The following is a 25,750-nucleotide window of genomic DNA, read 5'->3' on the forward strand; positions in this document are numbered from 1 at the left end:
TCATTCTTTGTCGAGTTTGCCGACGAGGGACAGGGTGAAGTCCGCGCCCATGTACTTGAAGTGCGGTCGCACACTGAGGTTAACGCGGTACCAGCCAGGTTCGCCCTCAACATCACTGACCACGATGCGGGCAGCCCGCAATGGGCGCCGCCCACGCACTTCGGCGCTGGGGTTTTCCTGGTCGGCAACGTATTGGCGAATCCATTTGTTGAGCTCCAGCTCAAGGTCGGTACGCTCCTTCCATGAACCCAACTGCTCACGCTGCAACACCTTGAGATAATGCGCCAGCCGGTTGACCACCATCATGTAGGGCAGTTGTGTTCCCAGGCGGTAATTCAACTCAGCTTCCTTGCCCTCGGCACTGCTGCCGAAATACTTGGGTTTTTGTACTGAACTGGCGGAAAAGAACGCCGCGTTATCACTGCCTTTGCGCATGGTCAGGGCAATAAAACCTTCCTGTGCGAGTTCGTACTCACGACGGTCAGAGACCAGCACTTCGGTCGGGATCTTGGTTTCAATTTCACCCATGCTCTGGAAATGATGCAGGGGCAGGTCTTCCACTGTCCCACCGCTTTGCGGGCCGATAATGTTCGGGCACCAGCGAAACCGGGCAAAACTGTCCGTCAGCCGGGTGGCAAAGGCAAACGCGGTATTGCCCCACAAATAGTGTTCGTGGCTGTTGACCACGTTTTCCTGGTAGGCAAATGTCTTGACCGGGCACTCAAGGGGATCGTAAGGGGTACGCAACAGGAACCGCGGCACGGTCAGGCCAATGTAACGAGCGTCTTCGCTCTGACGAAAGCTTTGCCATTTGGCAAATTGCGGCCCCTCGAAATGATCCTTGAGGTCCTTCATGTCAGGCAGACCGGTAAAGCTTTCCAAACCGAAAAAGCTCGGCCCTGCGGCGGCAATAAACGGTGCATGGGCCATGCAGGCAACACTGGAAACGTATTGCATCAGCTTCACATCCGGCGCGCTGGGCCCAAGGAAGTAGTTGGCAATGATCGCGCCCACGGGCTGGCCGCCGAACTGACCATACTCGGCACTGTAGATATGCTTGTAGAGCCCGGACTGGGTGGTTTCCGGGGAGTCTTCGAAATCATCCAGCAGGTCCTGTCGTGAGACGTTCAGCAGTTCGATCTTGATGTTCTCGCGAAAATTGGTGCGATCGACGAGCAGTTGCAACCCTCTCCACGAAGCTTCCAGTGCCTGGAAATCCGGGTGATGAAGAATTTCATCCATTTGCTCGCTGAGCTTCATGTCGATCTCGGCGATCATTCGATCGACCAGACGCTTCTTGACCGGCTCGCCGCTGTTGTGCGGTTTGACAAGCTCTTCGATAAACGCCGAGACACCGCGTTTGGCAATGCTGTAGGCCTCGTCATCCGCGCTCAGCAGTGTTTGGGCAATGATGGTATCGAGAATGCTGTGCTCGTCAGCCACTCGGGTGGGTAGCGGATGCTGTTGGGTGGTCATGGCGTCAGTGTCCTTTACTGAAAATGTCAGGCGGTGGGGTCACTCAACCCCAATTCGGTCAATACACGTGCGCGGGAGTCGTCATCCGCCAGCGCCTGTTCGATCGCCTTGCGAAAGCTCGGCGTGTTACCCAATGGCCCCTTGAGGGCCATCAGTGCTTCACGCAGCGCCATGAGTTTTTGCAGCTCCGGGATCTGCTCGACCAGGTTCGCCGGGGTAAAATCCTTCATCGAGTTGACCCGCACCTGGACCGACAGTGCTTCGATATCGGGCAGTTCCTGCAGGCGATTAGGCACACTTAGCGTCAACGCCAGTGCCTGTTTGGCCAGCACGTCATCAAAGGTGTTCTTGTCGATACCGATAGGCTTGCGGTCTTCGAGCTTGCGTGGGTCTTCGCGCTGGGCGAAGTCACCCAGCACCAGCAATTTCAGAGGTAGCTCAACCTCTTCCTGGGCGCCCCCGACGGCGGGCTTGAAGGTGATATTGATGCGTTCCTTGGGTGCTACCGAACCTTCTTTGGCCACGGTAAATCTCCTTTTTTCGAGGGGGTTCAAAAGCCTATTCAAGTACCGCTTCAACATCGAAGTGGCAGAGCCTTCGGTGGGTAGTTTCCTTACGCTCGCGTATGGCCTGGCTTTGCGGCAAAAGCTCGCAACAGCGATACAAAAGCTGCGCAACCTGCAGTGCCAGTTCCGGCTCCCAGCGATCCAGACCGGCGCGCTGAAGCTCGTGGTCCAAGTCTTCGAGCTGCACCTTCGCCAGCTCTTGCTTGCCTGCCGATACGCACAACCGCGCCAGTGCCAGACGCCAATGAAAACGCGCGCGCTCGCTGCGTGCGGTGTGCATGCCCTGCTTGAGTTCGTGTATTGCCTCCTTGAGCCCGTCCTTACGCAACCTGGGCATGACCTCTTGCAAGGCCGCTTCCCAGGGTTCGGCGTTGGCATCCACAACCACGCCGGACGGCGCAGGCGGCTGCAAGTGTCGAGCGACCTGAAGCGTGATCCAGTCCCGGGTAGCGGTATCGGCAAACGGCGCACCCTCGTGAAACCTGAATTCGGGCAGGTCCGGCAGCCGTTGCAGTAACAGCGCGAAGCTGACTTCCAGTTCGGTCTTAGCCAGATCGGCCTGCAAGGCGTCAAGGCATTCCCAGACCATGCGCAAGCCGTCAAACCAGAACAACGCACCCGCCAGGCTGGCCTCAAGTTCAAGCAACAGGTCGCCGTAATGCCCTTGGGCAAAACGCTCCCGGTAGCGCTTGAGCTTGTCGGGCGTCGGGCCACGAAGCACCGTGAGCCGGTCACTGTCAGCGTCCGGGTAGGTGTTGAGTGCCAGCCAGGTCAGTGTCCGGTTAAGCCGCAAGGCGCGCAGGTCGGTCGCATCCTGGCGCAGCCACCAGTTGCACAAGTGCCGGCCATGTTCCTGTAAGACGCGCAGTGATTTGTGGGCTTCTTTTTCACTGGCTATCGTCTGGTTACCCGTTTTGTCGTGACCCGTTGCCGACTCGGGGATCAGCAGCCGCGTCGTCGCCTGCTTGACCTGAGCAGTCACAAGCGCCGAACCGGCTTCTGACAGCTCCACTTCTACGGCCTGCTCCAAGCGCTGCGTCAATTGCCTGCGCAGCGGCAATAACGTCGGTGCCTCATCACTCAAATGCGCAGACCAAAGCTCATCGAGGTGCGTCAGGTGCTCAAGCATGCAGCGAAACAATGGCTGCTGGTCCTTGAGCGAAAAGCTTTGTGCAAATACCTGCTCCAGGCGTAGCGCCAACCAGCCCAGTGCTGCGCCACGGGTGCGTAATTTTGCCGGATAGACAACCGCCCAATGGTGCTCGCATAAATGACGTATCAACCCGAGGCCCGCCACCAGCCCCGGCAAGGATTCACGCTGGTACAACGCCCAAGTCAACCAGGCCGCCACCCGCAGATCCTTGGTGTGCTGACGCAGCAGGCACTCGCTGATGTGCATGGCCTCCTGCCAGTCCGGCTGGGTGCTGACATGTATCGATTGCACTTTGCCAAGCTCGGACTCCAAGGCCTCATATTCACTTGAAAAGCGCATATCGCTGCCTGCAAAGTTACCCTGTGAACAGGGCGCCAAGGCAAGTTCAAGATAATAGCCACACAAAGCGCCTGAATAATCCATTTTGGACCGCACACCATTTAAAACAATTAAATTCTGCACACCTGAAGCACACTCAGGCGCAAAAGACACGATTATAAAAACCTCGCCACTCTCTCCACGAAGTTCGCAAACACTAGCCGGACAAATAACATCCGGCAAGTGTCAAATCGGCACTTAAGGATTTTCCTACAACCCCCTAAATCATTGGCGTGCGCACCATTTTGCGCAGCAAAACCAGCACGCCATGCTCAATTAACCCTCTCCTCCAATAAGCACACGAAAAACTAGACGAGCAAATTAATGCACACTTCTGCGCAACCAATTTCATTTAAATCGGATTAAAACATCCACCTTCTTAATGAAATCAAGCTCAACAACAAGCAACCCCCCTGCTTTTACTGGACTTGTTAATTTCAGGCACGCTTCTTGTTATAGGAACTTGCCCAGCCGGCACAACTGCCGCTGGGCACTACTTCAACCATCAGGCAAGGAAACCCGTCATGCCAACACCCGCATACCTTTCGATCACCGGTGTCAAACAAGGACTGATTACGGCAGGCACGTTTACCCAGGACTCGGTAGGCAACATTTATCAGGAGGGCCACGAAGACCAGATCCTGGTCCAGGCTTTTTCGCATCAAGTGATCATTCCCCGTGACCCGCAATCCGGTCAGCCAACCGGCCAAAGGGTTCACAAACCGCTGATGATCAGCAAGGTCTTCGATAAATCATCGCCCCTGCTGTTCAGCGCGCTGACCAGTGGCGAAGAAGTCAAATGCCAACTGCAATGGTTCCGCACCTCCTCGGCCGGCACCCAGGAGCACTATTTCACCATCGAGCTTGAGGGTGCGACCATCGTGGACATCCAGTCACGCATGCCCAACTGCCAGGCACCGGAAAACGCGCACTTCACGCATTTGGAAGATGTGCATTTCACCTATCGCAAGATCATCTGGACGCACGAAGTGGCGGGTACTTCCGGCTCGGACGACTGGCGTAGCCCGGTCGCCGGCTAACCCTGGGTGACGCAGAAACGCCGGCCATGGACGGCAGCGTTTCTGCACGCTTGCTACACCATTGACAGTGGATGCTTGCGCTTGGGTGCACCGAACACGCGGTCGATCGCATCCAGATCGTGCTCATCCAGCACCAGTTTCGCGGCACTTGCGTTCAGCCGCACATGCTCGGGGCTCACCGCCTTGGGAATGGCAATCACACCCTCCTGACGCAGTACCCAGGCCAGGGCGATCTGTGCGGGTGTGGCCTCATGTCGGTGGGCAATTTGCTTGAGCGTCGGGCTGGACAGCAGTTCGCCGCCCTGGGCGATTGGGCAGTACGCCATCAGTGGCAAATGGTGCTGTTGCCACCATGGCAACAGGTCGAACTCGATACCCCGCTCTTCGATGTTGTAGAGCACCTGGTTGGTGGCACACGCGGGGGATGCAAGTTCCTGCAGGTCGGCGACGTCGAAGTTGGAAACACCCCAACGACCGATCTTGCCTGCCTCGCGCAGACGTTCGAACGCTTCGACGGTTTCTTCGAGCGGGTACTGGCCGCGCCAGTGCAACAGGTACAGGTCGATATAATCAGTGCCCAGCCGCTGAAGGCTGGCGTCACAGGCACGCGGCACGCCCTTGTGGCTGGCATTGTGAGGGTAGATTTTACTGACCAGGAACACCTGGTCGCGCTTGCCACGAATGGCCTCGCCTACCACCTTTTCGGCGCCACCTTCGCCGTACATTTCAGCGGTGTCGATCAGGCTCATGCCCTCGTCGATACCCAATTGCAACGCGGCGACTTCAGCTTTGCGCAGGTCCGGGTTTTCACCCATGCGCCAGGTGCCTTGGCCGATGACAGGCACGGGAACACCGGCCAGATCAATGGTGCGCATAACAACCTCCTGATGAGTTGGCGAATTAACAGTGTGGCACTGACCGGACAAAAGGGTTCAATCGAAGTATGGTTAGCCTTTACCCAATCACCAGGCAGGACCTGTAATGCTGTTTGTTGTCATGCTCGGGGGCAAGCACCCAAGGGCCAAAATCGAAGTTCACGATGTGGTGTTCGCAGTGGCGGACACGCTGCAAGCCACCTACCCGCAATTGCGCGACGGCTGGTTCGGCAGCCCCAAGGGCATGCATATCGACGCCTGGATGGCCGTCGATGGCGTAGACGGCTGGAAAGTCGAACTCAGCCAAATGGCGCCGCCTGCAGGTGCCCATCACCTGTACTTCATCAACCTGGGTGGTTATGAAGCCAAGGTGTTCGGCGAGGCCCACCATTACTTACTGGTGGTGGCTCGCGACAAACAGGAAGCCAAGCGCAAGGGCCAGCAGCAGCTATTGCAGCACTGGTCGCAGGCCCATACCGATGGCGTGATGGATATTGACGACTGCCTGCCTATCGATCTGGTGGACGGTCGCTACGTTCACCTGGTGCCAGGCGCGCACCAGCCGATCATCCAGCAGAACGACTACATCACCCTGCCCTGAGCCTTTATGTACAGGGCGCCAAGGTTTTGCCAAACAAACGATTGCCATGGGTTTCCCCTTGGAAGGTATAGGTCGGCGACCCCAGCACCGCGTAACCCCGTCGGGGGTAAAAACCCAGCGCGCGTTCATTGCCCACCCACACGGTTGCCCACACGAAAGACGCCCCGCCCAGCACCGCGCGCTGTTCTGCCGCCTGCAGCAACCGATAGCCAATTCCCTGGCCGGTAAATCGCTCCTGGATGTAGAGGCGCTGCAACTCGGCGGCATCGGGTGCTGTGATCATCGAATGAGTGGCGTGGAGTTTGATCTGGGCAAAGCCAACAAGGTGGCCATTCGACTCAGCCACCACCAGCGAGAGACCGGGTTGTGTCAGCAGTTGGGTGATGGTCTGCGGCGCAAAGGCTTGCAGCGCCTCTCTGGCAATCGAGGCGCGGATACCTTGGGTCGCGTAAGTATCGAGAAACACCTGCATACCGAGCACGCCGATGCATAAGGCGTCCTCGGCAGTGGCATCCCGAACAGTAATGGGCGGCGGGTTGATAACAGGCATTGAGTCTCCGTACTCAAGGGGTGCAGGGATCAACGTTTTACCACGAATGCAGTCAACAGCAATTGCCTCTACCGATGGGCCGCAGTAGGGTTTACGCCTCGCCCAATCTGCAGGAGCCCGCCATGAGCTTTTTTTCCGACCCTGATGCCGTCGCCCGCTACGCCGAAGGCCCTGTGCGTCTGGTACCGGGCTTCGATGGCTTGCAACGGATGACCATCCTGCTGCTGCGTGAAACTGTTCCAGCGACCGGCAGCGTGTTGGTATTGGGCGCCGGGGGCGGCCTGGAGCTAAAACGTTTTGCCGACGCCGAGCCAGGCTGGCGCTTTACAGGCGTCGACCCGTCGGCCGAGATGCTGAAGTTGGCGCAGGCGACACTGGGCCCTTTAAATGAGCGCGTGCAGTTGCACGAGGGTTATATCGACACCGCCCCCTTGGGTCCCTTTGACGGCGCCACCTGCCTGCTGACCCTGCACTTCATTCCCGAACAGGAACGCCTGCAAACCCTCAAGACCCTGTGGCAACGGTTGCTACCCGGAGCACCGCTGATCGTGGCGCACCACAGTTTCCCCCAGGCACCGCAGGAAAAAAGCCGCTGGTTGAAGCGTTACGCCGCGTTTGCGGTGGACTCGGGCGTGCCGGCCGAGGATGCAGAGCGCGCGATTACCGCGATCAGCGCCAAATTGCCGGTACTGTCACCCGCACAAGATGCAGCCTTGATGGTTGAAGCCGGGTTCGAAGGCGTGGAGCTGTTCTACGCCGGCTTCAGTTTCAAAGGATGGGTAGGTTATAAACCGCGCTAGCGCTTACCAACTACCAGATGCCCCACCGCCACCACTGGAACCACCGCCTCCGGACGAACTGCTGCTTGAACTGGAGCTTGAACCCGAGCAGCCTGAGCTTGAGCCAGACCCGCCACCCGAACCCGAACCCGAACCCGAACCACCATCGGAAATGCTCTGCAAAAACACTATAAACGCCACCACCGAAGCGGCGGGTATGGCGATGATCCAGCCTTGATAACCGTGCCCCAGCAGCAACCCGACTGCCACATACACCGCCACCACCGCCAGCACCCGCACGAAGAAGAAGCGCGGGCTGTTCTTCCAGGATTGGTGGATAACGAAAAACAGTCCCATATACAACGCCAGCACCAACGCGCAGCCAAACGGCCACACCAGCCAATGGACGAAGTTGACGGCCACGAAATGGTCGACCACCAGCAGCCCGGCAACGTAGGCCAGCACCCCAATCACGCAATAAAACACGGTGCGCGCCAGCCATAAGGCGCCGAAAGTCGCGCCGCCAATCAGCAGGGTCAGCGGCAACACCAGCAGGTACATCGGCCAGTCGCGACCGCCCCCATACAGCGTCAACAGTACCGTAACCGCCACGGTGGCGATTAACGCCGGGCGCCACGGCAGCTTGCCGGCGGCGATCAGCACACCGCCGACGCCTCCCAAGATAAACGCCAACAGCACCGCAATGGCCTGCGGGTTGACCTCAGGCTCCACCGGCTTGGGCAGGTCGCCGCCGTCTACCAGTACGCCCAGGTCATCGACGGCCTGTTGAATCCCACCCGCATAGTCGCCCTGGCGAAACGCCGGGGTGAGGTGTTCTTCAATGATGCGATGAGCCAGCAGGTCGGTGACCGTGCCTTCCAGGCCGTAACCTACTTCGATACGCACGGTGTGGTCGTTTTTAGCCACCACCAGCAGGATGCCGTCATTGACGTCCTTGCGCCCCAGTTTCCAGGCACGGAACAGTTGGTTGGCAAAGTCTTCGATGGTTGCGCCGCCGGTGGTGGGCACCAGCAGCACGGCAACCTGGGCGCCTTTGCGCTGTTCGAGGGCGGCGAGTTGAGCCTTCAAGCGCTCGGTTGTGCCGTTATCCAACGTATTGGTGAGGTCGATCACCCGTTGATCGAGGGCGACCTTGATCGGCGAAGTGTCCGCCTGGGCACTGGTCAACAGGCCGATAAACACCAGCGCCAGCAGACTCAAGACGGATTGGCGCAAATACAGCCGCATGCTTTGTTACCTGAAGTTTCTTCGAGGAGGCGTCGACTTTACCTTATAGACGTATAACGCGTGACCCCACGCCCGCGACTATCTAAACTGCCCGCATATATAGCAATGCGCCATAACCGAGAACCCCATGAACCTGAAGCACCGCAACAACGTCAGTGTGATGGGCAACGGTCCGGCGACCTTGGTGTTCTCCCACGGTTTCGGCTGCAACCAGGCCATGTGGAATTATATGACGCCGCACTTTACCGAGCGTTTTCGCGTCGTGATGTATGACCTGGTGGGGGCTGGCCTGTCGGACCTCAGCGCATTCGACAAGACCAAATATGCTGCGCTGGGCGGTTATGCCCGCGATTTAAACGAGATTATCGACGTTTTCGCCAGCGGCCCGGTGATCCTGGTCAGCCATTCGGTCAGCGCGATGATCGCCACCCTCGCCGACCGCCTGGCACCAGGCCGTATCGCCGCCCATGTGATGATCGGCCCGTCGCCACGCTATATCGACGACGTGGGCTACGTCGGCGGCTTCAAGCGCAGCGATATCGATGACCTGCTTGACACGCTCGACAGCAACTACCTGGGCTGGTCCAGCACCATGGCCCCCGTGATCATGGGCGCCCCCGAGCAACCGGCGTTGAGTGCCGAGCTGAGCGACAGTTTCTGCCGTACCGAACCGGACATCGCCAAGCAATTTGCGCGGGTGACCTTTATGTCGGACAACCGTAAGGACGTGATCGGCCTGACCACGCCCGTGCTGATCCTGCAATCACGTGACGACCTGATTGCACCCGTGGCGGTGGGCGAATACCTGCACAGCGTGCTGCCCAACAGCACCTATTGCCTGGTCGATAATGTCGGCCATTGCCCGCATATGAGCGCGCCCGAGGCCTGCACGAGGGCGATGGACAACTTCCTGGCGCCATGGGCCATGGCTGATGTCGGCTGATCTGTTCGACAGCGCCGCCTGTGCCCTGGCGGTGACGGCTGAAGACGGCACGATCCTGCGCGCCAACACGCTGCTCGGCCAATGGCTGGGGCTGCGCAGTGCCGAGCTGTGCGGGCGGCGGTTTCAGAATTTGCTGACCATGGGCGGGCGAATATTCCACCAGACCCACCTGGCGCCGATGCTGCGCATGCGTGGCAGCGTCAGCGAAGTCAAACTCGACTTGGTGCACCACGACGGCCACAAAGTGACCGTACTGCTCAACGCCAGCGCCCGCGAACAGGCTGGCGCATTGGTACACGACCTGGCGCTGTTCGGCACCACCGACCGCGACAAGTACGAGCGCGAGCTGCTCAATGCGCGCAAGCTTGCCGAAGCCTTGTTGCAGGAACGCACCAGCACCGAATTGGCGCTGCATCAGGCCCAGGCGGAACTGAGCGAAGCCTATGCCATCGCCCAGCGCCGCGCGTTGTTTGCCGAGCAGATGGTGGCGATCGTCAGCCATGACTTGAAAAACCCACTGACCGCCATCCGCATGGCCTCGGACATGCTTGCACGCAGCGAGCGCACGCCCAGGGAGCACCAGTTGCTGGGCCATATCGGCCAGTCCTCCGAGCGCGCCCAGCGAATGATTGCCGACCTGCTGGATTTCACCCAGGCCCGGGTCGGCCACGGGATCAGCATCAAGACCACACCCCTGGACCTGCACGGCGTGATCCAGCACGCCGTGGATGAACTGCGCGTGGCCTTCCCCAAGGCCACATTAAAGCACCAGCCCGAAGGTATGGGCCAAGCGTGCCTGGATGCCGACCGGGTGCAGCAGATTATTGGTAACCTGGTGGCCAACAGCGTGGCCTATGGCGACTTGTTGATGCCAATTACCATCACCTCACGCTTGGGCGAAGGTGGCTGCCAAGTGGCCGTGCATAACCACGGTGCCGCGATCCCGCAAACGCTGCTGGCCGGGCTGTTCGAGCCCATGACCCGAGGCACCGACCAGGGCAGCGAGGTGCGTAGCGTGGGGTTGGGCCTGTATATCGTGCGTGAACTGGCCAGGGCGCACGGTGGAGACGTGGCGGTGAGTTCCTGCGTCAACGAGGGCACGACCTTTACCGTAACGCTTTAAAGCAGGTACGCCGTGCCCTGCATGACCGGCTCGACACGGCCGGTCAACACCACACCGCCCTGCCCGTCCCACTGCACAGTGACCGTGCCACCGTCGCATTGCACCTGAACCGTGGCGTCCAGCAACCCGCGCCGAATCCCATTGACCACCGCGCCACAGCAGCAGGAGCCGGAACCCAGCGGCACACCCCCGCCGCGCTCCCAGATACGCAGGCGGATGTGGCTGCGGTCCAGCACCTGCACAAAATGCACATTGGTGTTGGCCGGGAACAGCGGATGGGTTTCCAGCGCCGGGCCCACGGCCGCCACGTCGATGGTGCTGATGTCGTCGATAAAATACGTGCAATGCGGGTTACCCATGCTGCAGGCGGCAGGCGCGCCATCGATGGGCAAGGTGCGGGTGTCCAGCGCGTCAGCCAGTGGTACGCCAGACCAGTCCAGCGAGGGCACGCCCATGTCCACCGACACTTGCTGGCCGGCGGCCCGCACGCACGTCAGCAAGCCTCGATCCGTGCGCAATACGATGGTGTCGCGACCGGTCTCATGCATCAAGCGGTCGGCCACGCCGCGGGTGGCGCTGCCGCAGGTTTGCAGCGGCGTACCGTTGGGGTTCCAGAACTTGATGCGGGCCAGGGCGTCTTCGCAGTCGAGCACCACCGCCAGTTGGTTGAAGCCGATACCGGTGTGACGGTTGCCCAGCCGCCGGGCGACCTGCGCAGTGATCGGGTCGTCCAGGCCACGGCGGTCGACGATGATGAAATCGTCGCCATGGGCATGCATCTTCACAAAGGGCAAGGTCATGGGCGGTCCTCGGTCGAGATCAGCCTGCAAGCATACGGGAGTTTCATCCAAGCCGTTTCAGCCGCGTGCTAGCGTTGGCACATCCTTATCCAACAGAACCGTCCATGAACAAAACCACCCTTGCCTTTACCTTGCTGCTGGCCGCGTTGCCCGCCGTGACGATGGCTGCAAGCCTTTGCCAGCCTGCGTCGGCAAACCCGGCAGCCCACGCGCTGCTGGCCGCCGCCCAACGGCATTTGGCCGACCAGCCTGCGCCATTGCCGCAGGTGCACACCGAAGGCACCCTGCCAAACCATGGCATTCGCGAGCAAAGCCTGGTTGCTGAAAAGGACTGGCCGCTGATGCGCCAGGCGGCGCTGGCCTGGCGCATCAGCGGTGACCCGCGTTACCTCAGGCAAGTCGACGACTACCTCGCCGCCTGGGCCGATGTCTACCAGCCGGATTTCAACCCCATCGACGAAACCAATCTCGATATGCTGATCACGGCCTATGCGCTTACCGCCGACCACCTGCGCCTGGAAACCCGCGCCGCCAGCCGTCGCTTGATCAGCAAGCTGGGCAATGGCTACATCGCGCATATCGAACAATTCCACGGGCAGAAAAAAGGCACCCAGACCAATAACTGGCAGAGCCACCGCATCAAGTTGGTGACCCTCGCCGCCGCCGCACTCAACGACCAGGCCATGCTTGAGCACGCTCATCAACTGTTTAAACAGCAAGTGGCCGATAACATCCTGCCTGACGGTTCGGTCACCGACTTCCAGGACCGCGACGCCCTGCATTACGTGGTCTACGACCTTGAACCGCTGGTGCAGGCCGCACTGGCGGCCAAGGCCTACGGCGGCGACTGGCTGAACCTCAAGAGCAATGGTGCGTCGCTGGGCGCCGCCCTCGACTGGCTGGTGCCTTACGCCACTGGGCAACGCAGCCACCAGGAGTTCGTGCACACCCACGTTCAGTTCGACAAAGACCGTGCCACAGTAGGCGAAGCCGGTTACAGCGGCACCTGGGATGCCAAAAGCAGCGCGACGCTGTTCTGGCTGGCGGCGCAACTGGATAAACGCTACCTGCCCGTGGCCACGCAACTGGCGGCCCACCCGGCCGATTGGATCAGCGCCTGCTATTTGAAGTAAGCGCGGCTAGACTGGCCGGGCGCCCTATTCAAAGGATTGACCATGCTTATTGTATTCAGCGGCCTGCCCGGCACCGGCAAGACCACGATTGCCAGCGAACTGGCACGTCGGATAAACGCGGTTTACCTGCGTATTGATGTGATTGAACAGGCGCTTCGGGATGCAAACGTACTGACCGGTGATGTGGGCGCCAGCGGTTATGGCGTGGCGAATGCGCTGGCATTGAGTAATTTGAGAATGGGGCAGACGGTGATTGCCGACTGTGTGAACCCGCTGAAGGAGAGCCGGGAGGCGTGGCAGGCCGTGGCGGCGACAGCAGGCGTCGAGATGCTTGATATTGAGGTGGTTTGCTCTGACATGCTGGAACATCAGCGCCGGGTGGAGGGCCGCACGGGCGATATTGCCGGGTTGGTGCCGCCCTCCTGGCAGTCCGTTTCAGTACATGAATATGAGGCGTGGGCTGAGACGCCACTGACTGTCGACACTGCAAGTGTGACAGCCGCCGAGGCCGTCGAAGTGATCCTGGCACACATCACCCCTGTGGCGAGCGGGCTTACCGTGGCGAGCAGGCTTGCCCTGCGTTGGGCTGCGAAGCGGCCCTAATACAGTCACCGCGTTTTCTCAGAGACACATAAGCGTCTGGTTTTGGGACTGCTACGCAGCCCAACGCAGGGCAAGCCTGCTCGCCACAACAACCCCGTCTGCCACAACAAGCCCGTCTGCCACAGTGAGTTTTTAGAGCACCGCTCCCATCGCCTTCACCAACACCGGGTCACGCCCATAAATATCCGGCGAGTACACCAACCCGCCTTGGCGATCGACTTCCACTGTCCAGTAACCCAACAGCACCGGCACTGGCGTGGCCAGCCTGAATTCATGGGTTGTGCCGGTGGCCAGCAATTCTTCGGTGCGCGTGCGTTCGGCCGGGGTTACCAGCAGGTCGCGCAGCATCATCGGCTGCTCAACCCGCACGCAGCCCGAACTGAATGCCCGTGGGCCTTTGGTAAACAGCGGCTGGCTCGGCGTGTCGTGCAAGTAAACGGAATAGGGGTTGGGAAAGCGCATCACGATGCGGCCCAGCGGGTTGCGCGGGCCGGCCTCCTGGCGCAGCAGAATGTTGCCGGGGTGCGACCAATCCACCTGGTCGGCCGTCAATGGGCGGCCCTGGGCGTCGAGCACTTGCAGGTTTTGCTGGCGCAGGTATTCGGGGTTGAGGCGGATGGCCGGGAGTTTGTCCTCACGCATGATCGTCGGCGGGATGGTCCACGTGGGGTTGAGGGTAAGCCGGGTAATGCGCGACTTGAGCAGCGGCGTCTGGCGTTCGGCACGCCCCACTTGCAGGCGGGTTTGCCACACCGGGATGCCGCTCTGGTAAACACTCAATTGCGCAGCCGCGACGTTAACCACGACACCTTCGGGTTCCAGGTCCTGAGCCAGCCAACGAAAACGTTCGAGGTTGATGCGCAACTGATCGCGGCGCATCGCCGGGCTGATATTGAGTTCGGCCACAGTACCCGTGCCTATCACACCGTCGGCCTGCAACGAGTGGCTGAGCTGGAAGGCCTTGACCGCCTTGACCAACTCGTCACGGTACTGCCGGCTGTTGCCCGTCGGCGCCTTGGCGAGATAACCACCGCTATATAAGCGCCGCGCCAGGTCGGGCACGCGCGGGTCCTCCATGCCTGGCTTGAGCAGCGGCCCGGTGGCGACCGGGTCCCAATGGGGCAACGGCTGCAGGCGCACAGTGGCGTAGGTATTGCGCAAGCTGCGGTACAGGTCGGCACTGGGGCGCGCCTGATCAAAGGCTTGCGCCATGTCTTGCAGGCCGGTGGTGGCAAAAGCCAGCACTTGGGTATTGGGGTCGAGGGTGGGTGGCTGGGAATGCCACAGCGGCTCGAAACGCGACTGTTGCAGGCGCCCGTAATGCAAATCCTGCAGGGCTTGCAGGTATTGCCGGCTGCTGCCGATATCGCTGCACAGCACGTTACCCGTGGCATCCACGGTAGGCAGGCTATAGTGGGTGGGGTCCAGGCCATCGTCGGCCAGCATCAGCAACTGAGATTGCAGAGTGTGGCGGCGCTCATCGGACCACAGCGTCACATTGCCCTGTTGCTGGTAGAACGCCTGCAAGCGCGCTTGGGTCGTTGCGTCTATCTGCGCGGCAAGGTTGGGGCAAACGCTGGGCAGTTCAGAAAGGGCCAACTGCACCGGGCTGGTCGAAACCACCGGCACAGCGTCCACCGGCAGCTCATCAGCTGTCGCGACCAGTGGTGCAACGAGCAGGCAAATGCTCAAGTAACATGCGTGTTTTTTGAACAATTGACTTAACTCCAATCCACAGCGGGGGGGATGTACTGTAGATGCTGACTTTAATATGCCGCGCCGGCTTGATCGCCATGACCCTGGCTACGCTGAGCAATGTTACGCTCGCCGCCACTGCCAACCCTCCTACTTTGTATAGCAGCCTGGCGCGCTCGGCTCCAGAACTCAATCCCACTGTACTGAAAAGCGCCCTGAGCGCGGTGCAATGCGCGGTCAATAACGGCGAGGAACGCTCGGATCGCCTGGCCGTCATTGACTACTCCCAGCCCTCTACCGCCCGTCGGCTGTGGATCTTCGACCTACGCAAGAGGTCCCTGGTACTGCGCGACCTGGTGGCCCATGGTGCCAAATCCGGGGAAAACTTTGCCACGCAATTCTCCAATCGGGAAGGCAGCCACCAATCCAGCCTGGGTTTGTTCCGCACCCAGGAGAGTTACTTGGGCACCCACGGCTACTCGTTGCGCATGGACGGCCTGGAGCCGGGCTTCAATGACCAGGCCCGCGACCGCGCACTGGTGATTCATGCGGCCGACTACGTCAACCCGGCGTGGAGCAAGCGCGAAGGCCGAATCGGCCGCAGCCAGGGTTGCCCGGCCGTGCGCCCGCAAGTAGCGCGCCAGGTGGTAGACAAACTCAAGGATGGGCAGTTCATGTTCTCCTGGTACCCGGACCAGCGCTGGCTGAAGTCGTCGACGTATCTCAACTGCAAACCCCAACAGGTGGCGAGTAGTCGTACAATCCGTGGTGGTTAGCCTGTCCCCACAGATAAAAGAGAGCGTCGCATGCTTCTACACACCTCCACCTGGATCGAAATCGGGCAGTTTCTGGAACGCAGCCGCACGGTGGTTATTCCCATTGGCTCCAACGAGCAGCATGGCCCCACCGGCCTATTGGGCACCGACTGGATGTGCCCGGAAATCATCGCCCACGAGGCGCAGAAAAACGCCGACATCCTGATCGGCCCGACCTTCAATATCGGTATGGCCCAGCACCACCTGGGTTTTCCCGGGACCATTTCCCTGCGCCCTTCCACCTTTATCGCTGCCATTGGCGATTGGGTGCGTTCATTGGCCGGGCATGGTTTCGAGAAAATCCTGTTCTTGAATGGTCACGGCGGCAATATCGCCACCATCGAGGCGGCCTTTTCCGAGCTGTACGCCGAAGCCAGCTACGCGCGCCGCCCGGCCGGGTTTGCACTCAAGCTGGTGAACTGGTGGGACCTGGAAGGCGTCAACGAACTGGCTCACCGCCAATTCCCGGTGGGCCACGGCAGCCACGCCACGCCGTCGGAAATTGCAGTGACGCAGTGGGCGTACCCAGAGTCGATCAAGTCGGCTGAGTATTCGCCACAAATCGCCAACACCGGGCCGATCCGCGAAGCGCTGGACTTTCGCGCACGCTTCCCCGACGGGCGCATGGGCTCTGATCCTGCGCTGGCGACGGTGGAAAAAGGCGGTGAGTTGGTGGCGTTGGCAGCCAAGGGGTTGGTCAACAGCGTGAACGCCTTCAGCAACGAAGCCAAACCCTAGGCCCACCATAAATCCAAATGTGGGAGCTGGCTTGAACGGTGTGAAGGCTCGGATTACTTGCAATCCTGTGCCGCCAACTCAAGCCGCGATGGCTTGATCGCCGACGCCAGTGGCTTACGCTCATACAGGAACACCTTGGTGCCGTCCTGGGACTTGTAGGCTTCCAGTACATCATCGGCGGCAATCTTGCTGGTCAACACCACTTTGGCATGACGCGAGTTCTGGGTCACCGTCGAGGTAATGCCGTGTTTTTCAAGCTTGGGCAACACGCACTGCACATAGCCTTCAGGGGTCTTATTGGTTTGCAGGGTCAAGCTCGGAGCGTTGGGAGCGGTGATACAACCGGTCAGCAACAAAGGAGCCGCAGCCAGGGCCGGAACGAAAAAAGCGCGCATATAAAATCCTGAGTATAAAAAGAAAAGTTCACATCAACTGGCGCTTACCAACGCCTTGAGCGACACATCGAACTGCTTCAATGCATCAAGCTGTACATCACGCTGCTGTTCAATCTGTGCGGCAATTTCCGGCACCGCCTTGTCATGCACCCACACAGACGGCACCTGTTTGTGCACCGAGCCTTCAGCCTTGGCGATGTATTGCAGGTTCGCGTCATAGAACCGTGCAACAAAGCGCGCCTCAACCTGATCGTTACGCTGGGTCAGCAGCTGGTTGTGGGTATCGAGCACCACCACCACATCCGGGTGCGCCTGCACCAATTCATCGAGGCTGCTATAGACCGTTACTGTAAGAAAAGTGCCCTGCAACGAACTCATTAACCAATCGATGGCCAGTTCCGGGTCGGAGCTGTTGACGAACGCTTCACGGATGCGCCCGTCGAGGGCATCCTTGGCGCCGTTCATGGCCATGGCGTGGTAGCGTTCAAGGTAGCTGAGGTTGTCGCGGGTGTTTTCGCTGTACAACACCCCCACCGATTGCGCGTGCCGCAGGGAGTCTACGCTACCGACGAGAGGCAGCAAATGGCTTGTACGCAGATCATCGGCAATCGCCGGGTTGGCCAGCACCGTGGTGCCGAGCATCAGTATCATCAGGCCCAGCTGGATTATCGTCCTCATCGCGCATTTCCTTGAACAGCGTGTCGATGGCGTGATTGTCCGCTTTTGGCGCAAAAACAGAACGTGTGATCCTTGATGGTGACTATCATTTGAACCGATAGTGTCAGGCTGCCTAACTCCATAAAACCTATAAGGACCACGCCATGAAGCCCCACCAGAAAACCTTCGACCGCATCCGCGAAGCCGTATTGCCGGAGTTTCGCGAGCGGGTCGCCGATTACCTGGTTGAATATGAGAACGTGCTGCAGGACGACACCGCAGACGCCGACCTGCGTTACGCCAGCGCCCAGCAACTGCTCGGTTACCTGCGCGGCTTGAACACCACGCGGGTGTTGGGCATGGCCGATTGGGAAGACCTGGGCCGGCGTGTGGCCCAGGAATGGCTGTAACCCCTAGAGCGCCGGGCGGTGCAGGTTGACCCAGGCCTGCACGGAAGGCCGCTGCCATTGGTGTTGTGCATAGGCCACCAACTCGGCGGGCACGTTGTCACCGTTGAGGATCAAACGGTTGAGCATCACCGCCAGGTCCACATCGACTATCGACCACGCACCGAACAGGTACAGCGGGTTGCCTGCCAATAACGCCTGTGCCGCCTGAATCAACTTGTGCGCGGCCGCCTCACCCGCAGGCGACAACGGCGGCATCTTCTGCCCATAGAACACCACCAGCGTCGAACGTTCCTGGCGAATAGCCTGCAAGTCGCTGCGCAACCACGCCTGAACCTGCCGCGCCCTCGCCCGCTGTTTTAAGTCCGTCGGGTATACCGTGGTCTGGGGGAAAGCCTCATCCAGGTATTCGCTGATTGCAGAGGACTCCGACAAGGCGAAGTCGCCTTCCACCAACGTGGGCACACGCTGAGTCAGGGACAGTTGGACAAATTCCGCTGCCTGGTTTTGCGCCGTGTCCAGGTCAAGGGTGACGGTTTCGAAGGTCATGCCCTTTTCCAGCAGGGTGACGAATACCGACATGGCGTAGGGGCTGGTGTATTGGGCATCCACGTAAAGGCGCAACGATGGTGAAGGCATAAAAGCTCTCCTTGGGTGAGAGACCACGCTACGAGATCGGCGCCCAGAAAGACAATGCGCTGTTTTTATAGGGGCATTCCTGGTGGGAATGCATACTTTTATCCAGCGCTCGCCAATACTTGATCAAATGCATAGCCCATCATGTTATTCAAGAACTTCTCTTGCCCATTGTCTACCGTGGTGCCTGAAACCTCAGTGGTGGTAAGTTCAATATCACTGAATGCGATCACTCGGCCCATCGTGCCGCCTACCAACCAAAAAAGCACATAAGCACCAAAAGTAGCCAACACCTTGCTGCCTGGGGGAAGTTGTGTTGCAGTCATTGCAAGTGATGCAGACCCCTTGATTGTCACGCCTGAAGAGTTGCCGAAATAGCTGCTCAAGTTTTCCGTTGTGGAAGACAAGCCACTGTAAACCCCCACAACAGGCACGCCAGCAAGCGTACCGGTATGCCCAAATCGCTGTAAAACATTCAACATGCCTACAGCGGCGCCATTATCGCAGGCTAACAGTAAGACGCCGCCTAGCGCTGCATATTCTTTCAACCTATCTGCTTGTGCCACGGTAAAACTACTATTATGTAACCCGACAGACAGCACATCATATTTAGCCTTCAATTCAGCAGCCGTTATAGAGGGAGCAACAATATCTGCCGCGGCATCAATAGCGTCTACAGACTGGATTTTATTATAAGTCCCGTTGGGTCCGTAGTTTGCGGGCTCTTTAACCTGCGCCATCAAATTGGGGTAACTTGAATTACCAATGGCGACACTCGTAAAACCAAACTTTATAACCTGCAACTTTACTGGCTTGGTCACGGCCGCAGTCGCCGCCGAACAACAATGACGGTGCACATGAACATGCACGTGTATATGCACATCCTCACCATGATTGGAGCAGCCCGCAGGGTCTTTATCACACTCATCAGTTACAACAGTGCAACATACGTCACTCGGAGGGTTGGTTGAATCAGACATGATCAAGACTCCTATTGCCTAAAAGCACTTCTTCCAGCCTCAACGCATCGGGCAGAGGCTGACCTTCAGGCACTACACAGCCATTCCAAGGCTGCGTCTACTGTCAGAACTAACAGGCTCCTCGCCAAAAGGTGGCTGACCACGATAAAGGCATTCCTGGCGGAAACAGGCGACTTAGTGGCAATATCACATCGTTTAGCCTCCCCGCAAACCAGCTCCCACACTCGCAACACTCACCCATGGCTTTCAAGGAAGATAAGCTTATGAAACAAGCAGTTGTGGTTATCCACGGCATCGGCGAACAGCGCCCAATGGACACGCTACGCGGCTTCGTCGAAGCGATGATCCCTGCCGCCCCGCCCGATGGCACACCGTTTTACTGGAGCAAGCCAGACCGGCTTTCGCGCAATTTCGATCTGCGCGTACTGAAGTCGTCAGGTCGCACCTCCACGGACTTCTATGAATACTACTGGGCCCACAAGATGCAGGGCACCAAGGTCGGTCACCTACTGGGCTGGCTATGGGATATTTTCAAACGCCCGCGCCGTGACATTCCCGAGGCCATCGTGCCGATCTGGCGCACCACGCGCTGGACGGTGATGGTGCTCCTGCTGCTGATTGCCAGTGGCACTCTCGCCACGGCCTGGGGCCGGTTCGAGCACAGTGACAATCCGTTCGCACTGTTGCCACTGCTGCTTGGCGCCATCGGGCTAGGGTTGCGCTATTCAGCGCTGTCTTACCTGGGCGATGCGGCGCGCTACTTGAGTCCCAACCCGCAGAACGTGGTGATTCGCGAACAGATCCGCGCAGACGGGGTGGCGTTGCTGCGCGCCCTGCACAACCAGGGCGACTACGACCGTATCATCGTCGTCGGCCACAGCCTGGGCAGCGTGATTGCTTACGACATCGTCGGTTACCTGTGGCATGAACACCACGACCAATTGACCCAGGTGATCCCCAGCAACCGCGAGTTGGCCAGCCGTTATGCCGCCAATGCCACGTTGCAACCGGTGATTAATGAAGCATTGCCCAACGCCGGCGCCGCCCTCGATGGCAGCCTGGGCAGCACCTTGAGGTTCCGCGAGCAGCAGGCCCAGGCATTTATCGAGCAACGCGGCCTGGGCAATCCGTGGCGCATCAGCGACCTGGTCACCGTCGGCAGCCCGATGGCCCACGCCAGCCTGTTGTTGGGCCGCAGTGTGAGTGACTTCAAAAAACGCATTGAACGCCGCGAAGCGCCGGCCTGCCCACCGACCGAAGACACCAAGGGCTATGGCTATAACGCACGCAAGCCAGTGATGCTTGGGCAAAAACCGTTTACCCCGCAGTACCTGCACCATGCTGCGGCGTTTGCCGTGACGCGCTGGACCAACCTCTACTTTCCCGCGCCCTACGGCTTGTTTGGCGATATCGTCGGCGGCCCGGTCAAGCCGGTGATGGGTGCAGGCGTGCTGGATTTACCCGTCACCGTAGGCACCTGGAAAGGCTGGCTCGCCCGCTCCTGGCTCAGCCACACCCAATACTGGAGCGAGCGCGGCGGTGCCCAGGGTTACCTCGGCACGCTCACTCAGGATGACAGCGCAATCAGCCATGGCCAGCGCCCGTCGGCCACCGAAGCCTTGCGCTGGGCGGTCGACCTCAAGGGGTTGCGGCGCTTTCGTCCGGTGGGCGCCAAGGCAGCCTTGGCACCCACCGAGGTCTAGGACGCCCATGATCGCTCCCACGCAATGGGAACGATCACGGCCTAGCCGGCGAAACCACCGGCCTTGAGAAACTCATGCTCGGGTTGGGTGGTTGCCCTGGCCAATACCGCGTTGCGATGGGGAAACCGCCCAAACCGTTCAATGATATCCGCGTGTTCCTTGGCCCAATGGTAGGTGCTGGCATCCAAATACTGGTTCAGCGCCAGCGAACGCTGCTGGTCCGCCGGGTCTTCGGAATGTTCAAACGGCAGATAACAGAAGGCGCGCAGTTCGGGCTCGATCTGTTGATCCAACCCGGCGTCCACCGCCCGCCGCGCATACAAACGCGCCAGCGGGTCGGTGGCAAACATATGTGCCGTGCCGCGAAACGCATTGCGCGGGTATTGATCCAGCAAAATCAGCAAGGCCAGCGCACCCTGCGCCGAATCCAGCCAGCTTTCCAACTCACGCCGGGCGGCTTGCATATGCGTGGCGTGAAAGGTCTCGCGAAAGGCTGCGTCAAACGCGTCGTCCTTGGCGAACCAGCGTTTTGGCCCTGCCTGCTTCCAGAACGCGATCACTGCCTCGGCGGATTGTTCGTTCATGCTCGTCATCGTCCTCTCCAACACTTAACATAAAAAAAGCCGCACAGACTTCATCATCGACGTCGGCGATATCCATCAAGTGTCCCACATGGGCTGCGCAAGCTTGCGCGCGGTCGCACCATTGCACATAGGGTTTACCTGATGATCCACCGTCTTGCCCAGGTTTTCAGCGACTCCAATAGCCAAGTGCGCAACAAGCTGTCGGGTACAACATCAACGGGATCTTTGTCGCCAACTGCGCGATCTCGGTGATGCTGTACCGCTGGAAAAGCCTTGATGCCATTGAGCTCAAGCGCCCTGTGGCCTGAAACTGCGCGCCACCGGGTTCAAGGCGCAATAACGTGCAGGTAGAACGCGTGAAACATGAAATACGCACACCCGGCCAACGCCAGCCCCATGCAGCGGTTGAACCAGGTAAACGCCGCCGCCCCGTTGATCCGCCGCCCCAACAGTGCGCCCAACAATGCGTAAACCCACGGCGCTCCGACCGCCCCCAGCCCCAGTAAGGCCGACACGCCAAAGATCGAGGCCCCGGTGATATGCGCCGCCGGCAACATCACGCTGGTGATTGGCAACACCGCGACGATGCCCTTGGGGTTGAGCAACTGGATCACCAGGCCATTCCAGAAGGTCAAGGTTTTGGCAGGCGTGCTTGGGGCGTCATCCACTTCGGTACGTGCGGTGAACACCTGGTAGGCGAGGTACAGCGTGTACACGCCGCCAATCAAAGAAATATACGGCAATGCCGCCTGGGAGATGATCGCTTCGCCGGTGTAGCCAAACAGCACGAACATCAGCAGCATCGCGCAGCCCACGCCGATGTAGAAACCGCTGGAGCGACGCAATTTGCCCGTAAGCCCGGCATTGAGGCCCATCAAATTGACCGGACCGGGGCTGTACATGACGCTGAACGCGTAAAGGAAAATGTCCATGGCGAACCTGCAGTAGAAGAAGTCGGGCGAGTCTACTGAGCGGGGTGGTGCGCAATCTTGAACGTTTGTGGTTGATTGGCGCACACGTGGCGAGGGAGCTTGCTCCCGCTGGGCTGCGCAGCAGTCCCGAAGCCACACTCTGTAGTGAGTCCCTGGGCGCCCGCTACACATTAAATCGGGGCCGCTGCGCGCCCCAGCGGGAGCAAGCTCCCTCGCCACAGGTAGAGTGTCAGCCGGCCAAACGATAGAATCATCCAATGCGGTCAGATTTTTGACCCGGCTTGTCAGCGAATGGGAAAACGGCACCCTGCGGTTTGACAAACCTGGTGAGTGCCTATTGGGCGTGTTTCGTCACGACCTGTTGATTGCGATCGGAGGTGTTTCACGTGATCCGTACTCCAATCCAGACACCGGCCGGTTACGCCGAGTGTACGTTGCCCCCTCAATGCGCAGACACAACGTTGGCAAGGCGCTGGTGCAACGGTTATTGGAACACGCAGCGGCACATTTTCAACAGGTACACCTGACCACCGACACACCAGAAGCCGCAGCGTTTTATCTGCGCTGCGGCTTTCATCAGATAACCAATGGCACAGCAACCCACGCGAAATTGCTTGTGCCGGGCGTCACCGGTCCTTGAGCCTTACATCAACGGAATCGAGTAATTCACAAATACCCGGTTCTGGTCCTGGTCCCGCGCGACTTCGCTGCGCGACACGCCATTGCGCCAGCCGAACCCGACGTTCTTGAACGGACCGCTTTGCACCACGTAGTCCAGGGAGATATCCCGTTCCCATTCGCTGGCGTTGTTGCCGCTGACGGTGAGGATGTGGTCGCCCTTCAAGTACATCACCGACGCTTTCAGGCCGGGCACGCCGAGCGCGACGAAGTCGTAGGCGTATTGGGCGAACGCCGTGCGTTCACCCGCCTGGATAAAAGTTTGCACGGTACGGTCGGTGTAGAGGTACAGGCTGGAGCCGCCCTCCCCTTTATTCACCAGACCGCCTTGGTTGAGTTGGGCGAAGTTGCTGTCGTCCGAGACTTGCTGGTAACCAGCGGTGATCGCGTGCGGGCCGAGCGAATAGATGAACGCGGCGCTCCAGGTATTGTTGTCGATTTCCCCCGTGCCGTTACTGGTATAGCCGCTGAACTTATAGCCTTCTGCACGGCCGGCGGCATTGCTGTTTTTGCCGTCGGAGGTGGTCTTGAAATAACGCAGGTCGGTTTTCAGTGAACCGTAATCACCCAGCGGCAACACATGGATCAGCCCGGCAAAGTGTTGTTGGTAATAGTCTTCAAGGTTGGCGTAGTAGTACTGCACCAGCAGGTCCTTGTTGATTTGATAGTCGGCACCGGCGTAGTTGAATTTATTGCTTTCCTGGGTGCCGCCTGCCGCTGCCAGGCCACTGCGGTCGCTGGACCCGCGACCGGTGGTGTGTTGCAGTTGGCCGCCAATCAAGGTCAGGTTGTCGATATCTTTACTGGTAATCTGCCCACCTTCGAAAGACTGCGGCAACAGGCGGCCATCGTTGCTCACCAGAATCGGCAGGTTTGGGCGCAGGTAGCCGTAGCGCAGCTCGCTCTTGGCGAAACGCGCCTTGGCGGTCGCACCACCACGGGCCCAGCTGTCGGCGGCTTTGCCGTCATCGTTGGGGATCATCGAGCTGCCGACATGGCGGCCGGCACCACTGTCGAGCGCCAGGCCGAGCATGCCGATGGCGTCCAGGCCAAAGCCTACGGTGCCGTCGGTAAAGCCCGACTGGTAGTTGAGAATAAACGCCTGGCCCCACTCTTCGGTCTTCGACGGCGCCGCGGTGCCGTCGCGGTTATCGTTGTTGAAATAGAAGTTACGCATGTTCAGGTTGGCTTTGCTGTCGTTCAAAAAATCAGCCGAGGCCAAGGGGCTCAGGGCAATGCCCAAGCCGCCGGTCAATACGCTTAAAACATTCAAAGTGGCTTTCATCAAGGCGAACTCCGGCGCGGAATCCAAGTTCCGGGCGCAAAAAAAGGGCAGCAGGATGCACGCGACCAAACTTGAGTGGGTCGCTGCGTTAACTAACGTTCAATTACCTGGTTGTAAGGAAGTGGACCTCCGTGAAACCTCAGTCAATCAATCCATGGGCGTCATAAAACGGATACGGCCCCGGGTAGTCCCCGAACACACCGTTGTGGCTGATCAACCCGTGCTGTTCATCCCAGCGATGCAACAGGTAACCTGCCGGCTCCAGGTTGAAATGCGCAGGCGCGGCGTCTTGCAGGTCGAGCACGATCTGGTGGGAGGTGCCGGGGCAGACACAACTCAGGCTGCCGCCAAAACGCCGCTGCATCGGGCGGTGCAAATGGCCGCACAACAGACGCTCCACTTGCGGGTGACGGGCGACGACCTTTTCCAGCGCAGCCGCGTTGATAAATGGCTCACGGTCCATATGACCGATGCCGCTGATAAACGGCGGGTGATGCAGGATCAGCAGGGTCGGTACATGCGGACGCTGCGCCAATTGCGCGTCCAGCCATTGCAACTGGCTCTCCAGCAACTGCCCGCCATGGCCACCGGGAATGGTCGAATCAAGGCCGATCAAGCGCAGCGGGTGCTCGTCCACAACCCAGTCCAACGGGCCATCCGCCGACGTCGGCAAATAACGGTGATCGCCAAATGCATCCAGCAATGGCCCACGCGTGTCATGGTTGCCCGGCACCAGATAGCAAGGCATGTGCAGGCGCGACAGCTCCGGGTGCAGCACGGCGTATTCATCGGCGCGACCAAAATCCACCAGGTCGCCGCTGACCACCACGATGTCGGGCCGTGGGTCACTGGCATTCAGATGGTCGACGGCACGGCGCAGTGCGCCCAGCGTGTCGACCACGCCATAGGTGAGGCGATTACCGGCTTTCAGGTGCAGGTCGCTGATCTGGGCAACAACAAACGGACGGTTCACAGTA

At 59.5% G+C, this 25,750-nt stretch carries 28 protein-coding genes; 12 read left to right on the forward strand and 16 right to left on the reverse strand.

Annotation, left to right across the window (positions count from 1 at the left end; translation table 11 throughout):
* The 3 genes from tssC to tssA are packed head-to-tail and all read right to left on the reverse strand — an operon-like array spanning position 1 to position 3,618.
* Positions 1 to 1,476, reverse strand: a complete 1,476-nt coding sequence (gene tssC / locus HBO23_RS24580; protein ID WP_017136830.1) for a type VI secretion system contractile sheath large subunit — start codon at positions 1,474 to 1,476, stop codon at positions 1 to 3.
* 26 nt (positions 1,477 to 1,502) lie between these two features.
* Positions 1,503 to 2,000 carry a type VI secretion system contractile sheath small subunit gene (gene tssB / locus HBO23_RS24585; protein WP_099547820.1) on the reverse strand — a complete coding sequence of 166 codons (498 nt, stop codon included), beginning with the start codon at positions 1,998 to 2,000 and terminating at the stop codon, positions 1,503 to 1,505.
* A gap of 34 nt (positions 2,001 to 2,034) precedes the next feature.
* On the reverse strand, positions 2,035 to 3,618 hold the full coding sequence (gene tssA / locus HBO23_RS24590) for a type VI secretion system protein TssA (protein WP_170040147.1): 1,584 nt from the start codon (positions 3,616 to 3,618) through the stop codon (positions 2,035 to 2,037).
* A 479-nt stretch (positions 3,619 to 4,097) separates the two neighbouring features.
* Here tssA and HBO23_RS24595 point away from each other — a divergent pair, with 479 nt between their 5' ends.
* Complete coding sequence (locus HBO23_RS24595) at positions 4,098 to 4,613, forward strand: Hcp family type VI secretion system effector (protein ID WP_017136833.1); 516 nt, start codon at positions 4,098 to 4,100, stop codon at positions 4,611 to 4,613.
* A 53-nt stretch (positions 4,614 to 4,666) separates the two neighbouring features.
* On the opposite strand, the gene HBO23_RS24600 is transcribed toward HBO23_RS24595, so the two are convergent.
* Entirely contained in the window at positions 4,667 to 5,488 is an 822-nt protein-coding gene (locus tag HBO23_RS24600; RefSeq protein ID WP_170040061.1) for an aldo/keto reductase, read from the reverse strand.
* Positions 5,489 to 5,594: 106 nt separating this feature from the next.
* On the opposite strand from HBO23_RS24600, the gene HBO23_RS24605 reads away from it, so the two are divergent.
* The gene (locus tag HBO23_RS24605; RefSeq protein WP_017136835.1) at positions 5,595 to 6,089 is read left to right on the forward strand and encodes a DUF1543 domain-containing protein; all 495 of its coding nucleotides are present in this window, start codon (positions 5,595 to 5,597) and stop codon (positions 6,087 to 6,089) included.
* 4 nt (positions 6,090 to 6,093) lie between these two features.
* Here the strand turns inward: HBO23_RS24605 and HBO23_RS24610 are convergent, their stop codons facing one another.
* Positions 6,094 to 6,639: a GNAT family N-acetyltransferase gene (locus HBO23_RS24610; protein WP_170040062.1), complete on the reverse strand. Its 546-nt coding sequence runs from the start codon at positions 6,637 to 6,639 to the stop codon at positions 6,094 to 6,096.
* 122 nt (positions 6,640 to 6,761) lie between these two features.
* Here HBO23_RS24610 and HBO23_RS24615 point away from each other — a divergent pair, with 122 nt between their 5' ends.
* Positions 6,762 to 7,439, forward strand: a complete 678-nt coding sequence (locus HBO23_RS24615; RefSeq protein WP_170040063.1) for a class I SAM-dependent methyltransferase — start codon at positions 6,762 to 6,764, stop codon at positions 7,437 to 7,439.
* 3 nt (positions 7,440 to 7,442) lie between these two features.
* Here HBO23_RS24615 and HBO23_RS24620 read toward each other — a convergent pair whose 3' ends face one another.
* Complete coding sequence (locus HBO23_RS24620) at positions 7,443 to 8,666, reverse strand: YgcG family protein (protein WP_170040064.1); 1,224 nt, start codon at positions 8,664 to 8,666, stop codon at positions 7,443 to 7,445.
* Positions 8,667 to 8,793: 127 nt separating this feature from the next.
* On the opposite strand from HBO23_RS24620, the gene HBO23_RS24625 reads away from it, so the two are divergent.
* Positions 8,794 to 9,609: an alpha/beta hydrolase gene (locus tag HBO23_RS24625; RefSeq protein WP_170040065.1), complete on the forward strand. Its 816-nt coding sequence runs from the start codon at positions 8,794 to 8,796 to the stop codon at positions 9,607 to 9,609.
* The gene (locus HBO23_RS24630) at positions 9,599 to 10,732 is read left to right on the forward strand and encodes a PAS domain-containing sensor histidine kinase (protein WP_170040066.1); all 1,134 of its coding nucleotides are present in this window, start codon (positions 9,599 to 9,601) and stop codon (positions 10,730 to 10,732) included. Before HBO23_RS24625 ends, HBO23_RS24630 begins: the two co-directional genes overlap by 11 nt.
* Here the strand turns inward: HBO23_RS24630 and dapF are convergent.
* Complete coding sequence (dapF, locus tag HBO23_RS24635; protein WP_170040067.1) at positions 10,729 to 11,532, reverse strand: diaminopimelate epimerase; 804 nt, start codon at positions 11,530 to 11,532, stop codon at positions 10,729 to 10,731. The two genes, HBO23_RS24630 and dapF, sit on opposite strands and share 4 nt — an antisense overlap.
* A gap of 104 nt (positions 11,533 to 11,636) precedes the next feature.
* On the opposite strand from dapF, the gene HBO23_RS24640 reads away from it, so the two are divergent.
* The gene (locus tag HBO23_RS24640) at positions 11,637 to 12,665 is read left to right on the forward strand and encodes an alginate lyase family protein (protein ID WP_099547811.1); all 1,029 of its coding nucleotides are present in this window, start codon (positions 11,637 to 11,639) and stop codon (positions 12,663 to 12,665) included.
* 42 nt (positions 12,666 to 12,707) lie between these two features.
* Entirely contained in the window at positions 12,708 to 13,268 is a 561-nt protein-coding gene (locus tag HBO23_RS24645; protein ID WP_170040068.1) for an AAA family ATPase, read from the forward strand.
* 132 nt (positions 13,269 to 13,400) lie between these two features.
* Here HBO23_RS24645 and HBO23_RS24650 read toward each other — a convergent pair whose 3' ends face one another.
* Positions 13,401 to 14,984: a L,D-transpeptidase family protein gene (locus tag HBO23_RS24650; RefSeq protein WP_099547809.1), complete on the reverse strand. Its 1,584-nt coding sequence runs from the start codon at positions 14,982 to 14,984 to the stop codon at positions 13,401 to 13,403.
* 41 nt (positions 14,985 to 15,025) lie between these two features.
* Here HBO23_RS24650 and HBO23_RS24655 point away from each other — a divergent pair, with 41 nt between their 5' ends.
* Positions 15,026 to 15,739, forward strand: a complete 714-nt coding sequence (locus tag HBO23_RS24655) for a murein L,D-transpeptidase catalytic domain family protein (RefSeq protein WP_017136845.1) — start codon at positions 15,026 to 15,028, stop codon at positions 15,737 to 15,739.
* 30 nt (positions 15,740 to 15,769) lie between these two features.
* Positions 15,770 to 16,516 carry a creatininase family protein gene (locus HBO23_RS24660; RefSeq protein ID WP_065912055.1) on the forward strand — a complete coding sequence of 249 codons (747 nt, stop codon included), beginning with the start codon at positions 15,770 to 15,772 and terminating at the stop codon, positions 16,514 to 16,516.
* Positions 16,517 to 16,569: 53 nt separating this feature from the next.
* Here HBO23_RS24660 and HBO23_RS24665 read toward each other — a convergent pair whose 3' ends face one another.
* Positions 16,570 to 16,911: a hypothetical protein gene (locus HBO23_RS24665; RefSeq protein WP_017136847.1), complete on the reverse strand. Its 342-nt coding sequence runs from the start codon at positions 16,909 to 16,911 to the stop codon at positions 16,570 to 16,572.
* A gap of 33 nt (positions 16,912 to 16,944) precedes the next feature.
* Entirely contained in the window at positions 16,945 to 17,589 is a 645-nt protein-coding gene (locus tag HBO23_RS24670) for a hypothetical protein (protein ID WP_017136848.1), read from the reverse strand.
* 143 nt (positions 17,590 to 17,732) lie between these two features.
* On the opposite strand from HBO23_RS24670, the gene HBO23_RS24675 reads away from it, so the two are divergent.
* Entirely contained in the window at positions 17,733 to 17,978 is a 246-nt protein-coding gene (locus HBO23_RS24675) for a hypothetical protein (protein WP_017136849.1), read from the forward strand.
* Between the two features lie 3 nt (positions 17,979 to 17,981).
* Here HBO23_RS24675 and yfcF read toward each other — a convergent pair whose 3' ends face one another.
* Entirely contained in the window at positions 17,982 to 18,614 is a 633-nt protein-coding gene (yfcF, locus tag HBO23_RS24680; protein WP_138452699.1) for a glutathione transferase, read from the reverse strand.
* A 98-nt stretch (positions 18,615 to 18,712) separates the two neighbouring features.
* Positions 18,713 to 19,591: a hypothetical protein gene (locus HBO23_RS24685; RefSeq protein ID WP_225933049.1), complete on the reverse strand. Its 879-nt coding sequence runs from the start codon at positions 19,589 to 19,591 to the stop codon at positions 18,713 to 18,715.
* Positions 19,592 to 19,854: 263 nt separating this feature from the next.
* On the opposite strand from HBO23_RS24685, the gene HBO23_RS24690 reads away from it, so the two are divergent.
* Positions 19,855 to 21,294 (forward strand): hypothetical protein, encoded by a 1,440-nt coding sequence (locus HBO23_RS24690; protein ID WP_170040070.1) that lies wholly within the window; start codon positions 19,855 to 19,857, stop codon positions 21,292 to 21,294.
* Between the two features lie 41 nt (positions 21,295 to 21,335).
* On the opposite strand, the gene HBO23_RS24695 is transcribed toward HBO23_RS24690, so the two are convergent.
* Positions 21,336 to 21,878: a DUF924 family protein gene (locus HBO23_RS24695; protein WP_026013690.1), complete on the reverse strand. Its 543-nt coding sequence runs from the start codon at positions 21,876 to 21,878 to the stop codon at positions 21,336 to 21,338.
* Positions 21,879 to 22,204: 326 nt separating this feature from the next.
* Positions 22,205 to 22,810 (reverse strand): LysE family translocator, encoded by a 606-nt coding sequence (locus tag HBO23_RS24700; RefSeq protein WP_099547802.1) that lies wholly within the window; start codon positions 22,808 to 22,810, stop codon positions 22,205 to 22,207.
* Between the two features lie 226 nt (positions 22,811 to 23,036).
* On the opposite strand from HBO23_RS24700, the gene HBO23_RS24705 reads away from it, so the two are divergent.
* Complete coding sequence (locus HBO23_RS24705) at positions 23,037 to 23,450, forward strand: GNAT family N-acetyltransferase (RefSeq protein ID WP_225933048.1); 414 nt, start codon at positions 23,037 to 23,039, stop codon at positions 23,448 to 23,450.
* A 3-nt stretch (positions 23,451 to 23,453) separates the two neighbouring features.
* Here the strand turns inward: HBO23_RS24705 and HBO23_RS24710 are convergent, their stop codons facing one another.
* Together HBO23_RS24710 and HBO23_RS24715 are read right to left on the reverse strand one after the other, a co-directional pair.
* On the reverse strand, positions 23,454 to 24,773 hold the full coding sequence (locus HBO23_RS24710; protein WP_170040072.1) for an OprD family porin: 1,320 nt from the start codon (positions 24,771 to 24,773) through the stop codon (positions 23,454 to 23,456).
* Positions 24,774 to 24,912: 139 nt separating this feature from the next.
* The gene (locus HBO23_RS24715) at positions 24,913 to 25,746 is read right to left on the reverse strand and encodes a phosphodiesterase (RefSeq protein ID WP_170040074.1); all 834 of its coding nucleotides are present in this window, start codon (positions 25,744 to 25,746) and stop codon (positions 24,913 to 24,915) included.
* Positions 25,747 to 25,750 lie beyond the last annotated feature (4 nt).

It is taken from the genome of Pseudomonas sp. WS 5532 (assembly GCF_012985445.1).
Lineage (GTDB): Bacteria > Pseudomonadota > Gammaproteobacteria > Pseudomonadales > Pseudomonadaceae > Aquipseudomonas > Aquipseudomonas edaphica.